Annotated in this window: 12 protein-coding genes; all 12 read left to right on the plus strand. The window is 39.9% G+C overall.

All coding sequences use genetic code 11. The features are described from left to right. Window positions 1–33: 33 nt before the first annotated feature. Complete coding sequence (locus tag F0527_RS04360; RefSeq protein ID WP_150283919.1) at window positions 34–1,740, plus strand: proline--tRNA ligase; 1,707 nt, start codon at window positions 34–36, stop codon at window positions 1,738–1,740. A 96-nt stretch (window positions 1,741–1,836) separates the two neighbouring features. After that, complete coding sequence (locus tag F0527_RS04365) at window positions 1,837–6,171, plus strand: PolC-type DNA polymerase III (protein ID WP_150283920.1); 4,335 nt, start codon at window positions 1,837–1,839, stop codon at window positions 6,169–6,171. A gap of 130 nt (window positions 6,172–6,301) precedes the next feature. Beyond that, a complete protein-coding gene (gene rimP / locus F0527_RS04370; protein ID WP_066785707.1) occupies window positions 6,302–6,784 on the plus strand; it encodes a ribosome maturation factor RimP in 483 nt (160 codons plus the stop codon). Window positions 6,785–6,804: 20 nt separating this feature from the next. Next, window positions 6,805–7,959, plus strand: a complete 1,155-nt coding sequence (gene nusA / locus F0527_RS04375; RefSeq protein ID WP_066785709.1) for a transcription termination factor NusA — start codon at window positions 6,805–6,807, stop codon at window positions 7,957–7,959. A gap of 61 nt (window positions 7,960–8,020) precedes the next feature. Continuing rightward, entirely contained in the window at window positions 8,021–8,299 is a 279-nt protein-coding gene (gene rnpM, locus F0527_RS04380) for an RNase P modulator RnpM (RefSeq protein WP_066785711.1), read from the plus strand. Beyond that, window positions 8,296–8,607: a YlxQ family RNA-binding protein gene (locus F0527_RS04385; protein WP_066785714.1), complete on the plus strand. Its 312-nt coding sequence runs from the start codon at window positions 8,296–8,298 to the stop codon at window positions 8,605–8,607. The genes rnpM and F0527_RS04385 overlap by 4 nt, the downstream gene beginning before the upstream one ends. 14 nt (window positions 8,608–8,621) lie before the next feature. Beyond that, entirely contained in the window at window positions 8,622–11,168 is a 2,547-nt protein-coding gene (gene infB, locus F0527_RS04390; RefSeq protein ID WP_150283921.1) for a translation initiation factor IF-2, read from the plus strand. Then, the gene (locus F0527_RS04395; protein ID WP_150283922.1) at window positions 11,168–11,446 is read left to right on the plus strand and encodes a DUF503 domain-containing protein; all 279 of its coding nucleotides are present in this window, start codon (window positions 11,168–11,170) and stop codon (window positions 11,444–11,446) included. Before infB ends, F0527_RS04395 begins: the two co-directional genes overlap by 1 nt. Window positions 11,447–11,465: 19 nt before the next feature. Next, window positions 11,466–11,816 carry a 30S ribosome-binding factor RbfA gene (rbfA, locus tag F0527_RS04400; RefSeq protein ID WP_150283923.1) on the plus strand — a complete coding sequence of 117 codons (351 nt, stop codon included), beginning with the start codon at window positions 11,466–11,468 and terminating at the stop codon, window positions 11,814–11,816. Window positions 11,817–11,905: 89 nt separating this feature from the next. After that, window positions 11,906–12,817 carry a tRNA pseudouridine(55) synthase TruB gene (truB, locus tag F0527_RS04405; RefSeq protein ID WP_150283924.1) on the plus strand — a complete coding sequence of 304 codons (912 nt, stop codon included), beginning with the start codon at window positions 11,906–11,908 and terminating at the stop codon, window positions 12,815–12,817. 16 nt (window positions 12,818–12,833) lie between these two features. Further along, window positions 12,834–13,784, plus strand: coding sequence for a riboflavin biosynthesis protein RibF (gene ribF, locus F0527_RS04410; RefSeq protein ID WP_150283925.1), 951 nt, complete (start codon window positions 12,834–12,836; stop codon window positions 13,782–13,784). A gap of 150 nt (window positions 13,785–13,934) precedes the next feature. After that, on the plus strand, window positions 13,935–14,204 hold the full coding sequence (gene rpsO / locus F0527_RS04415) for a 30S ribosomal protein S15 (protein WP_066785740.1): 270 nt from the start codon (window positions 13,935–13,937) through the stop codon (window positions 14,202–14,204). Window positions 14,205–14,313: the final 109 nt, after the last annotated feature.

Here is a 14,313-nt window from a genome sequence, read left to right on the forward strand (position 1 = left end):
ACAATTAAACAGAGCTCAAAGTGAGGTTAAATCATGAAACAAAGTAAAACATTTATACCAACTTTGCGCGAAATACCTGCTGATGCTGACGCCTTGTCGCATCAGCTCTTATTACGTGCGGGTTTTATCCGTCAACATGCGAGTGGAGTATATTCATATCTGCCACTAGGTTTTAAAGTGTTGCAAAAAATAGAGGAAATAGTTCGTGAAGAAATGAATGAAGCTGGCGCTGTTGAATTGTTATTGCCATCCTTGCAACAAGCTGAGTTATGGCAAGAATCCGGTCGCTGGGATGCTTATGGACCAGAGCTTATGCGTTTAACTGATCGTCACGAACGACCTTTCGCTTTAGGGCCAACACATGAAGAGGTAATTACTTCATTAGTACGTGATGAAATAAATTCTTATAAGAAGCTGCCATTGACTTTATATCAAATTCAAACAAAATTCCGGGATGAAAAGCGCCCACGTTTTGGATTACTGCGCGGTCGAGAATTTATCATGAAGGATGCATACTCCTTCCATTCAACTGAAGAAAGCCTTGATGAAACCTACCAGGATATGGTGAAAGCTTATACAAACATTTTCACTCGTTTAGGATTGAACTTCCGTGCTGTAATAGCTGACTCCGGATCAATTGGTGGTACGGACACACATGAATTTATGGTGCTGTCTGAAATAGGAGAAGATACGATCGCATATTCAGATGAAACTGATTACGCGGCAAATATAGAAATGGCAGAGGTGAATGTTGAATACACGCATTCAGATGAAGAGATGGGTACACTTGAAAAAGTGGAAACGCCAGATCAAAGAACAATAGAAGAAGTAGCAAACTATTTAGAAGTTTCACAGGAGCAATGTATTAAAACACTTGTTTTTAATGTTGATGATGAGTTAATAGTGGTTCTTTCCCGTGGAGATCATGAGATTAATGAAATAAAATTAAAACATGCACTAAATGCAGAGTCAGTGGAACTAGCTGAGGAACAAGCTGTATTTGAATTATTAAATTGTCATGTGGGATCACTTGGACCTGTGAAACTGCCGGTCAACGTGAAAGTAATAGCCGACCATGGAATTAAATCAATTCGCAATGGTGTTTGCGGTGCAAACGAAGATGGCTTCCATTACAAAAATGTGAACCCAGGAAGAGATTTTGCTATTGACCATTTTGAGGATATCCGTTTTATCCAAGTAGGTGACCCTACACCTGATGGACAAGGAACAATCAAATTTGCTGAAGGTATTGAAGTAGGGCATGTCTTTAAATTAGGTACAAAATACAGTGATGCAATGAATGCTGGCTTTTTAGACGAGAATGGACGTAAGCAACCATTTATCATGGGTTGTTATGGAATCGGTGTTTCTAGATTACTAGCAGCAGTTGCAGAGCAATTCCAAGATAACTATGGCTTTATGTGGCCGAAACAAATTGCGCCATATGATATACATCTCATCTCAGTTAATGAAAAAGATGAAGCGCAAAAAACATTAACAGATGATCTTTATAAATTGCTTCGTTCTTATCGTTATGATGTATTATATGACGACCGAAAAGAACGAGCTGGCGTTAAATTTGCGGATGCGGATTTAATTGGCTTGCCTGTGCGTGTCACAGTAGGCAAAAAAGCTTCTGAGGGTATCGTTGAAGTGAAATTCCGCCAATCTGGTGAAACGTTTGAATGGGCAAAAGAAGAATTGGTGGATCGTTTGAACAACTTCTTTCATGCCGAATAGTAGTATGTGACTTGCGTTTTAGGGAGAAAGTACAAATTGTACTTTCTTTTCTTTGTTTCAAAGAGTGTTAATAAAATTTAACAAAGAGGTGAAATGATGGCTAACGAACAGGATGCAAGACAAAGATTTCAATTGCTCTTGCAACAAATCAATATGACGGAAGATGTGGTTATGCCATTTTTTGAATCAGCTGAGCTAGAACGCTTAACTGTGCATAAAAAAGACAAAGTTTGGCGTTTTTCAATAAAGCTTCCGCATATATTGCCGTTTCAACTGCTACGCGATTTCCAAATGCGTTTAAAACAAGCTTTTTCATCTATCGCAGATATCCAGATAACCATTGAAGCAACAAACCAACAGTTAACACAAGATTTAATTTCTGATTATTGGTTGATGATTGTAGAAGAAATAGACGAAATGTCTCCTCCGCTTCGTGAAGGTCTCGCGAAGCAGGTCCCAGAATGGAATGGACAGAAGATTATGCTCAATTGTCAGCATGAGTTTCAATTAATGACATTGAAGTCAAAATATGCAGATGTTTTATCCATGACCTATAAACAGTATGGGTTTCCTCATATGGCCGTTGATTTTCAGTTAGTCGAATCGACTGAGGACTTGGCAGAACAGCAACGCCAGTTCCTAGAACAACGGCAGCAAGAAGAGATAGCTTTTGCAAAAAAAGCTGTTATGGATATGCAAAAACGTGAGAAAGAGCGTCAGCATAATCCTGAGGGAGTGGATTTATCCGATAGACCATTCCAACTAGGCGTTCCTATTAAGCACGATGAACCGATTATGGACATTCATCAGATACAAGATGAAGAACGGCGTGTAGTAATCGAAGGATATGTATTTGATGCGGAGGTCAAAGAATTAAGAAGTGGACGATCACTTCTTACATTGAAAATGACTGATTACACAGATTCTATCTTAGTCAAGATGTTCTCTCGCGATAAAGAAGATGCAGCCTTGATGCAGTGTGCAAAAAAAGGAATGTGGCTAAAAGTACGCGGCTCTGTGCAAAACGACACATTTGTCAGAGATTTAATCGTCATGGCCCAGGATATGGTAGAGATTAAACCCGTTTTGAAGAAGGACCAGGCAAAAGAAGGCGAAAAACGTGTTGAGCTTCATCTACATACGCCAATGAGCCAGATGGATGCAGTATCTTCAGTAGATGCTCTTGTCGGTCAAGCTGCAAAGTGGGGGCATGAAGCGATTGCCATTACAGATCATGCAATCGTCCAATCTTTCCCTGATGCCTATAATGCTGGGAAAAAACATGGGATAAAGATTATCTATGGATTAGAAGCAAATTTAGTGGATGATGGCGTACCTATAGCATATGATGAACAACATCGTCTACTAGAAGATGACACTTATGTTGTTTTTGACGTAGAAACAACCGGTTTGTCTGCAGCGTATGACACTATCATTGAGCTGGCAGCAGTAAAAATCCGAAATGGTGAAGTAATAGACAAGTTTGAAAGCTTTGCGAACCCTCATCATCCACTATCAACAACAACAATAGAGTTAACAGGTATTACGGATGATATGGTCAGAAATGCTCCAGAAGTGGTTGAGATGATTAAAGAGTTCCATGCTTTTATCGGTGACACCATATTAGTAGCACATAATGCATCTTTTGATATAGGCTTTCTATATGAAGCATATAAGAAAGCGGGCGTTGATGAGTTTCATCACCCTGTAATCGATACATTAGAGCTGGCCCGTTTCTTGCATCCTGAGCTTAAGAACCACCGTTTAAATACATTGTGTAAAAAATTCGGCATTGAATTAACACAGCACCACCGCGCTATTTATGATACAGAAGCAACGGGATACCTATTACTTCATTTATTAAAAGAAGCAGATGCAAAAGGTATCACATATCATGATGATTTTAATAAATATATCGGTGAAGGAGATTCTTACAAAAGGGCACGTCCAACACATTGTACACTCCTCGCTGTTGATAACGACGGTTTGAAAAATTTATTTAAACTTGTCAGCGAATCGCATGTCAATACATTTTATCGTGTACCCCGAATCAAGCGGTCGTCGCTTCAACGGTTGCGGAAAGGTTTACTAGTAGGTAGTGCCTGCGATAAGGGTGAGTTTTTTACAGCTGTCATGCAAAAGTCTATGGAAGAAGCGATGGAAGTAGCGAAGTTTTATGACTATTTAGAAGTCCATCCAAAAGGAGTATATTCTCCGCTTATCGAAGCAGAGCTAATACGAGATGAATGGAATTTAGAAGATATTATACGAAAAATCGTTAAAATCGGTAAAAAATTAGGCAAACCTGTAGTTGTAACAGGAAACGTTCATTATTTGACTGAAAATGATGCGATTTTCCGGCAAGTGCTCGTTCGTTCTCAAGGTGGAGCTAACCCACTAAATCGCTATAAATTGCCAGCAGTTCATTTTAGAACTACAGATGAAATGCTAGAAGACTTTGCTTTTTTGGGAGCAGATGTGGCAAAAGAGATTGTCGTAACCAACTCCCAAAAAATCGCCAATATGATTGGTGATGTTGTGCCAGTTAAAGATGAGCTATACACACCAAAAATTGAAGGTGCTGACCAGACAGTACGTGAAATGACGTATAAAATGGCTCATCAAATATATGGTGAAACGCTACCGGAAATAGTTGAAGCCAGATTAGAAAAAGAATTAGGTTCTATCATTGGCCATGGCTTTGCGGTTATCTATTTAATCTCACATAAGCTGGTAAAAAAATCATTGATTGATGGCTATTTAGTGGGCTCCCGGGGCTCCGTAGGCTCTTCGCTTGTAGCGGCTATGATGGAGATTACAGAAGTAAATGCATTGCCTCCACACTATATTTGCCCGAACTGCAAGCAATCAGAATTCTTTAACGATGGCTCTGTTGGCTCAGGATTTGACTTGCCGAACAAAGATTGCCCGTCATGCGGAACTCCCTATAAAAAGGATGGACACGACATACCTTTCGAAACATTCCTTGGGTTTAAAGGGGATAAGGTGCCTGATATTGACTTGAACTTTAGTGGTCATTATCAACCCCGGGCACATAACTATACTAAAATATTGTTTGGAGAAGATTATGCATATCGTGCCGGAACTATTGGTACAGTTGCCGAGAAAACGGCTTATGGCTATGTAAAAGGCTACGCATCAGACAACAATTTAAATTTTAGAGGTGCAGAAGTGGATCGGCTTGTCCAAGGATGCACAGGCGTCAAAAGAACAACCGGTCAACACCCAGGCGGCATTATAGTCGTACCTAACTATATGGATATCTTTGATTTTTCACCATTCCAATATCCTGCTGATGCGCAAGATTCTGAATGGAAAACAACTCATTTTGATTTCCACTCTATTCATGATAATATACTGAAACTGGATATTTTGGGACACGATGATCCGACTGTTATCCGTATGCTACTTGATTTAACAGGAATTGATCCAAAATCTATTCCGACAGATGATCCTGAAGTAATGAAAATATTTACAGGTCCAGAATCGTTAGGCATTACGCCCGAGCAAATTAACTGTAAAACCGGTACATTGGGCATTCCAGAGTTTGGTACGCGATTTGTACGGCAAATGTTAGAAGAAACGAAACCGTCTACGTTCTCTGAGCTTGTTCAAATTTCCGGGTTATCACACGGGACAGATGTATGGCTCGGTAATGCAAGTGAGCTAATAGAAAATGGTACTTGTGTGTTATCGGAAGTAATCGGCTGCCGAGATGACATCATGGTGTATTTAATTTACCAAGGACTAGAACCATCGTTAGCATTTAAAATTATGGAGAGTGTGCGTAAAGGGAAAGGGCTAACAGAAGACATGGAAGCAGCAATGCGGAAAGAAAGTGTTCCGGAGTGGTACATTGATTCATGTAAAAAGATAAAATATATGTTCCCTAAAGCGCATGCTGCCGCATATGTATTAATGGCTGTTAGAATTGCCTATTTTAAAGTTCATTTCCCGATTGTATACTATTGTGCATATTTCTCAGTCCGTGCAGACGATTTCGATTTAATCGCTATGGTCAATGGTTCACAAATGATAAAATCACGCATTGAAGAAATCGAAAGCAAAGGTTTGGATGCTTCTCCAAAAGAGAAAAACTTGTTGACTGTTTTAGAACTAGCGCTTGAAATGTGCGAAAGAGGTATGGCGTTCCAGAAGGTAGATTTATACAAATCAAAGGCAACGGAGTTTGTTATAGAAGGCCAGACGTTAATTCCGCCATTTAATGCTATTCCAGGCTTAGGGAATAACGTGGCATATGCTATTGTCAAGGCAAGAGAAGATGGTGAATTTCTTTCAAAAGAAGATTTACAAATTCGAGGTCGTGTTTCCAAGACATTGATTGAGTATATGGATAAATTGGGCTGCTTAGAAGGAATGCCAGATGCCAACCAGCTGTCCCTCTTCTAGCCCTAGTTGCATTCAAGGTGCGATTGTGTTATAATTTAGACAATTATTTGTTGATAGAACGACAGCAAAAGAGTGGGATATCCCGCTCTTTTCTCTTGTTATGACAACAAACTTTAGTCAGGAGGATTGTATGAGCAAGGTTACAACAGAAGTGGAACAATTAGTAACACCAATAGTAGAAAGCCTGAACCTTGAATTAGTCGAGATTGAATTTGTGAAAGAAGGCAGAGAATGGTTTCTACGCGTTTATGTGGATACTCCTGAAGGAAGCATAGATATAGAACAATGCGCACAAGTAAGCGAATTGTTGAGTGAGAAACTGGATGAAGTGGACCCGATTGAACAAAATTACTTTTTGGAAGTTTCCTCACCAGGAGCGGAACGTCCATTAAAAAAAGAAGCGGATTTTGTAAAAGCAGTTAATCAGTTTGTGCATATAAAATCATATGAGCCGATTAATGGCATGAAGGAATTTGAAGGTTATCTAGAATCATACACAGATGAAGGCGCTGAGCTTGCAGTAAAAATTAAAACTAGAAAAATAAAAGTTCTCATACCGAAAGATAAAATTGCCAAAGCCCGTTTAGCAATTGACTTTTCAGCAGAACGTTAACTTAGGAGTGAAATTGGACAATGAGTAAGGAATTAGTCGGTGCGTTCGCTGCACTTGAAGCAAAAGGTATCTCAAAAGATGTCATCGTTGAGGCGATTGAAGCGGCACTCATTAATGCGTATAAAAAGAACTTCAATCAAGCGGCAAATGTCCGTGTAGATTTAAACTTAGATAAAGGCTCAGTACGTTTGTTTACACGTAAAGACGTTGTAGAAGAAGATGATATAGAAGACGATCACCTACAAATTTCTATAGAAGAAGCGCAGAAAATTAACCCGGCTTATGAAATTGGGGATGTAGTGGAAGAAGAAGAAACACCGCGCAATTTTGGTCGTATTGCAGCTACAACTGCTAAACAAATTGTGACACAACGTTTCCGTGAAGCAGAACGCGGTATTGTCTATGAAGAGTATGTAGACCGTGCTGATGACATTATGAACGGTGTAGTCGAACGTTTAGATCCTCGTAATATCTATGTGGGAATTGGCAAAATTGAAGCGGTTCTTCCGCAAAGCGAGCAAATTCCTGGTGAAGTATACAAACCGCATGATCGGATAAAAGTATATATTACAAAAGTAGAACGCACATCCCGTGGACCACAAGTATTCGTTTCACGTACGCATCCTGGATTGCTACGTCGTCTATTTGAACTTGAAGTGCCGGAAATTTTTGAAGGCACAGTAGAAATTAAATCGATTGCCCGCGAAGCAGGCGACCGTTCTAAAATTTCGGTTGTGGCACATAACGAAGAAGTGGATCCTGTGGGTTCATGCGTTGGTGCAAAAGGAGCGCGCGTACAAACGATTGTCAATGAACTACACGGCGAAAAAATCGATATCGTGGAGTGGTCTGAGGATCCAGTGGTATTTGTAGCAAATGCACTAAGCCCTTCACAAGTACTAGATGTCCAAGTAAATGAAGAAGAAAAATCTACTACAGTTGTTGTGCCAGATTACCAGTTGTCTCTAGCAATCGGTAAACGTGGTCAAAACGCAAGATTAGCAGCTAAATTAACTGGCTGGAAAATCGATATTAAAAGCGAAACAGATGCGACTGAATTAGGCATTTATCCACGTTCAGAAGAGCAAATTGTCCAAACTGCTGATATCTATGAACAAGAGATAGATGAAGAGCCACTAGAAGAAATTGAAGTGGATCTATACAAAGAAGACTAACAAGGGATTTTGACGTCAGTGTCTTCAATTAACCCAAATGTCAAAAGAAAGGTGAATTCTGATGCCGACCAATCGTAAAATACCTTTAAGAAAATGTATTGCTACCGGAGAGATGTTTCCGAAAAAAGAAATGATTCGCGTGGTCCGTTCCAAAGAAGGAGAAGTAACTGTTGATCCGACTGGAAAAAAATCGGGGCGCGGCGCATATGTTTCGAAATCGGCTACAGCGATTCAAGCCGCAAAAGATAAAAATGTGTTTGAACGCCAACTTCAAGTGGAAATTCCAGCACATATATACGATGATCTATTAGCAATTGTTCAAAAGGAAACTCGAATATGAATCAAGAACAAGCAATTTTAAATTTGCTAGGTATAGCCGCAAGCGCACGCAAGGTGGTAACCGGCGAAGAACAGGTAGTAAAAGAAGTAAGAAATCAGCAAGCTAAGCTGGTTATTTTATCGACAGATGCTTCGAAAAATACTAGAAAGAAGCTAACCGATAAATGCCATTCTTTTCACGTTGAGCTACACGAATTTTCAACAAGGGATGTTCTCGGACACGCCCTTGGTAGGGAGGCGAGAGTTTCCGTAGCAATAATGGACAGCGGTTTTGCAAGAAAGCTGTCTCAGCTACTCAACGAAATCTAACCGGGGGTGAGTACATGACAAAATTACGCGTTCATGAATATGCGAAACAAGTAAGCCAGTCAAGTAAAGAAGTGATTGATCAGTTATCTAAGCTCCAAATTGATGTGAAGAATCATATGTCCATGTTAGAACCAGAAACGATTAGCAAATTAAATCATGTATATAAAAAAGGCACTCAACAACAGAGTGTACAGTCAAACCCAACAAAAGGGCAGCCAGGAACTCGTCCTGCAGCAAGAAAAGAGCAACCCTCTTCTAGTCCTGCTCAAACAAAACAAAATAATAACCAAGGAAGTACTATGAATAATAATTCAACTTCAAAAGACAACTCAAAACAAAGACCATCAACAAATAATAATCAAAACCGAAGCCAAACGAATAATCGTGGTGGCCAAACAAGCAACACGCAAGGTGGCAACCGTCCAAACAATAATTCAAGAGGTGGTAGCCAAACGAGCAACACGCAAGGTGGCAACCGTTCAAACAATAATTCAAGAGGCGGCAGCCAAACAAGCAACACGCAAGGTGGCAACCGTCCGAATAATAATACAAGAAGCGGTAGCCAAACAAGCAATACGCAAGGTGGCCAACGTTCTAACAATAATGCTAGAAGCGGTAGCCAAACAAGCAACACACAAGGTGGCAACCGCCCTAATAATAATGCAAGAGGCGGCAACCGAAGCAATAATGCACAAGGTGGCAACCGTAACAACAACCAACGACGCAAACCGGGCATTCACGGTGGACAACGCCGCAAGAATCGTCCACAGCCAGCACCACAACCAGCAGTTAAAAAAGAATTGCCAGAAAAAATCACGTTTTATGAATCACTTAGCGTTGGTGAATTAGCTAAAAAATTAGGCCGTGAACCATCTGAAATCATTAAAAAATTGTTCATGCTTGGTGTTATGGCTACAATCAACCAAGAACTTGATCAAGATGCAATCGAATTAATTTGTGCAGACTATGGGGTTGAAGTAGAAGAAGAAGTACGCATTGACGCTACAGATTTAGATACTTACTTCGAAGAAGATGAGAATGAAAATACTGCAGACATTAAAGAACGTCCGCCAGTAGTTACAATTATGGGTCACGTTGACCATGGTAAAACAACATTGCTTGACTCTATCCGTAACACTAAAGTTACAGAAGGCGAAGCGGGTGGTATTACACAACATATCGGTGCATATCAAGTGGTTGTCCAAGGCAAAAAGATTACTTTCCTAGACACACCTGGACATGCTGCTTTCACAACTATGCGTGCGCGTGGAGCTAAGATTACCGATTTAACAATCCTTGTTGTGGCTGCTGATGATGGTGTTATGCCTCAAACGATTGAAGCAATTAACCACGCAAAAGCTGCTGAAGTTCCAATCATCGTAGCAGTAAACAAAATGGATAAACAAACAGCAAACCCTGATCGTGTTATGCAAGAATTAACAGAACATGGTTTGGTTCCAGAAGCTTGGGGCGGGGATACTATCTTTGTACCGATTTCTGCTTTGTCTGGCGAAGGTATTGACCAATTGCTTGAAATGATTTTGCTTGTTTCTGAAGTAGGCGAATTAAAAGCAAATCCTAAACGTCATGCTATTGGTTCTGTTATTGAAGCACAATTAGATAAAGGCCGTGGCTCTGTAGCAACATTATTAGTTCAAAACGGTACATTAAATGTAGGAGATCCAATTGTTGTTGGTCATACGTATGGTCGTGTACGTGCAATGGTCAACGATCTTGGTCGCCGCGTGAAAAGCGCAGGTCCATCTACGCCTGTAGAAATTACTGGCTTAAACGAAGTACCACAAGCAGGAGATCGTTTCGTTGTATTTGAAGACGAAAAAACAGCTCGTCAAGTAGGGGAAGCTCGCGAATCGACTGCTATCCAAGAAATGCGTACTGAAAAACAACGCGTTACACTTGATAACTTGTTTGAACAAATGAAACAAGGCGATATGAAAGAATTAAACTTAATTGTCAAAGCAGATGTTCAAGGTACAGTTGAAGCAATGGCTGCTTCATTGATGAAAATTGATGTAGAAGGCGTTAATGTGAAGATTATTCATACAGGCGCGGGCGCTATTACTGAATCTGACATTTCACTTGCAGCTGCTTCAAATGCAATTGTAATTGGTTTCAATGTTCGTCCTGATGTCAATGCAAAACGTGCTGCAGAAGCTGAAGGCGTAGATATTCGTCTTCACCGCATTATTTATAAAGTAATTGAAGAGATTGAAGCTGCGATGAAAGGCATGCTAGATCCTGAATATGAAGAAAAAGTAATCGGTTCTGCAGAAATTCGCGAAACCTTTAAAGTTTCAAAAGTTGGTACAATTGCCGGCGGTTATGTAACAGAAGGTAAATTAACTCGTGACAGTGGTGTACGTGTGATTCGCGAGGGTATTGTTATCTTTGAAGGTGTGTTAGATTCTTTAAAACGTTTCAAAGATGATGCAAAAGAAGTTGCAAGAGGGTATGAATGTGGTTTTACTATCAAAGACTACAATGACCTTAAAGTAGGCGACCAAATCGAAGCCTTCGTCATGGAAGAGATTAAACGCTAATGATGGCGTATGCAGAGTGTGAATTTTTTGTTCCTGCTGCACATTCGCTAAAAGAAAAACGTGCTGTTTTGCAGTCTATGACTATGCGTGTAAAACAGAAATACAATATCTCTATTGCAGAGATAGAACATCAAGATGTTTGGCAAAGAACGCTTCTAGCTATTGTTTCTGTTGCTTCTTCACAACAAGCAGCGGAAAGAGAGCTAGAGCGGGCTATCGCTTTTCTTGAGTCAAATCCGGAATGGCAATGCCTTCACATTGATCGGGAGTTTATATAAGAAATTGAGGTGAACGTTTATGTCAATGCGCTCAACACGTGTCGCTGAACAAATGAAAAAAGAATTGGCAGATATCATTAGCCGTAAAATCAAAGATCCAAGAGTTGGATTTGTAACTGTAACGGATGTAGAGGTAACTGGTGATCTTCAGCAAGCGACGGCATATATTACTTGCCTAGGAACTGAAAGAGAACGCCAGGATACGTTAAAAGGGCTTGAAAAGGCGAAGGGTTTTATTCGCTCTGAAATTAGCCACCGCATTCGTCTGCGAGTTACACCTGAACTTTCTTTCGCTTTTGATTCTTCAGTAGAATATGGCAATCGAATCGATTCATTGCTGCGCCAACTGAACGATTCACAAGACCAATAGACAAAAGCCTGCAATTAGAGCTTGCAGGCTTTTTCTCTTAAAAAATGTATTAAATTATTTGGTGTAATGTTGGCAAAGGAGTGAGTTACATGCATGGTATTTTACCATTATGGAAAGAAAAAGGCATGACTTCACACGATTGTGTATTCAAGGTGCGAAAAATTTTACATACAAAGAAAGTCGGGCATACCGGCACATTAGATCCCACTGTTGAAGGTGTGCTGCCAATTTGCATAGGAAATGCTACAAGGCTTGCTGAGTATTTGACGAATGCCGGAAAAACCTACGAGGCTGTAATTGAAATTGGCGTTTCTACTACTACAGAAGATGCCGAAGGAGAGATAGTGGAAGAAGATTTATCGGAAAAGCAAATTAGCCGCAATGAGCTGCTTCAGGCTTTACAATCGCTTACCGGCACAATCAATCAAACCCCACCTATGTATTCTGCCGTAAAAGTAAATGGGAAAAAGCTTTATGAATATGCAAGACGGGGCGAAACTGTTGAACGCCCAACAAGGCAAGTGACCATTTATGAATTGGAGTTATTAGACCATTCTACAGAATATAAGGGTGAAAAAATTCGATTTGCTGTTCGTATAAGCTGTAGCAAAGGGACCTATATTCGAACGCTTGCTGTGCAGATTGGTGAAGCGTTAGGATATCCTGCTCATATGGCTTCATTAGTACGCATTAAATCAGGTACCTTTACAAAGGACGATTGTGTTACATTATCCGAATTACAAGAAAAAGTGGATGCAGGCTTGCTTCAAGAGTGCATGAAGCCATTGGAATTTGCACTTTATGAATATCCACAGATAGAACTTACTGGGTCTATTGAAAAGTCCATTAAAAATGGACAAGTTCTGCTAATGCATCCTGCGCTTAATGAAAATGATAAAATTGTTTATATGAAAGACAATTCTGCAGTTGCTGTGTATATAAAGCATCCAGAAAAAGATGGATTCATGAAACCAGAAAAAATGTTTCCAAACGTGGATTAGGTAGGAGGAAATTGTTATGAAAGTGATTCATCTCATGTATCCGCATCAAATCAATTCGCCGGAAGTTCAAGGCCCTTACTCACTAGCCATTGGTTTTTTTGACGGGATTCATCTTGGTCATCAAGCGGTTATAGAAGAGGCAAGAGCACAAGCAAAAGCGAAAAACCTAAAATTAGCTGTGATGACATTTGATCCACACCCTTCCATTGTGTTGGGAGGCCGAAAAGAACAAGTGTTTTATATCACACCTTTGAAACAAAAGCTTGAAATCCTGAAAAAATTGCAGGTTGATACTGTGTTTGTTGTTCGCTTTACCTCTGATTTTGCCAATTTAAATCCATCTGAATTTGTTGATATATTTATTCGCGAGTTAAATATTAAACATGTAAGTGCTGGCTTTGATTATTCTTTTGGCAAAAAAGGTAGCGGCAAAATGGAAGATATGAAACAACTTAGCAATGGCGATTACGAGGTATCTATTGTGGATAAAAAACAGTTTGAAGAAGATAAAATTAGTTCTACACGGATTCGGAGTGCCTTAAAAGAAGGAGATATGGAATCCGTTCGCCACTTGTTGGGACGACCATATCAAATCCCTGGCATTGTGGTTCATGGGGATAAGCGAGGCAGAGAAATTGGATTTCCAACTGCCAATGTTCAAGAAGCAGAAGGTACTTTCATACCGGCAACTGGTGTCTATGCAGTAAAGATTGAAGTACAGAATGAGTGGCATAATGGTGTATGTAATGTCGGCTATAAACCGACTTTCAAAAATCCAGATGAAAAGAATTTAACGATTGAAGTGTTTATTGACCAGTTTGATAAAAATATCTATGGTGAAGAAGTGAAAGTGGATTGGTATAAGTACTTGCGAGGCGAAAGAAAATTCAGTGGAATTGAGGCATTGAAAACCCAAATTGAAGCTGATAAACAACAGGCATTAGAATACTTGCAATCATTAGTTTAAATCAATTATAGTTGCATGAGTAACCTGTTTATGTTACTATTTTCTAAGTGATCCGCTTCTAGCGGCGCTGAACCATTACTTGGCTCTACGAATCACCAACGAGTTGCTCAGTAATAGGGGATATTTTTTAATCAGTAGGAGGTGAATAGGATGGCACTAACACAAGAACGCAAAAACGAAATCATTGCTGAATACCGTACACACGAAAGTGATACTGGTTCACCAGAAGTTCAAATCGCTGTCCTTACGGAAGAGATTAACAACTTAAACGAACATTTACGTGTTCACAAAAAAGACCACCACTCACGTCGCGGTCTATTCAAAATGGTCGGTCGTCGCCGTAACTTATTAAAATATTTACGTGAAAACGACGTACAACGTTACCGTGAAATTATTACAAAACTTGGCTTACGCCGATAAAATGAAACAACAAACAGCGAGGGATTCTGCCCGCGCTGTTTGTTAGTTCAATCATTCGAAACTTACTCCATCTTCATTGTGTACAAGTTGCACAATTGAAGTAAAGTAG

The organism is Rummeliibacillus sp. TYF-LIM-RU47, from assembly GCF_008638315.1.
In the GTDB taxonomy this organism is placed as follows: Bacteria; Bacillota; Bacilli; order Bacillales_A; family Planococcaceae; genus Rummeliibacillus; species Rummeliibacillus stabekisii.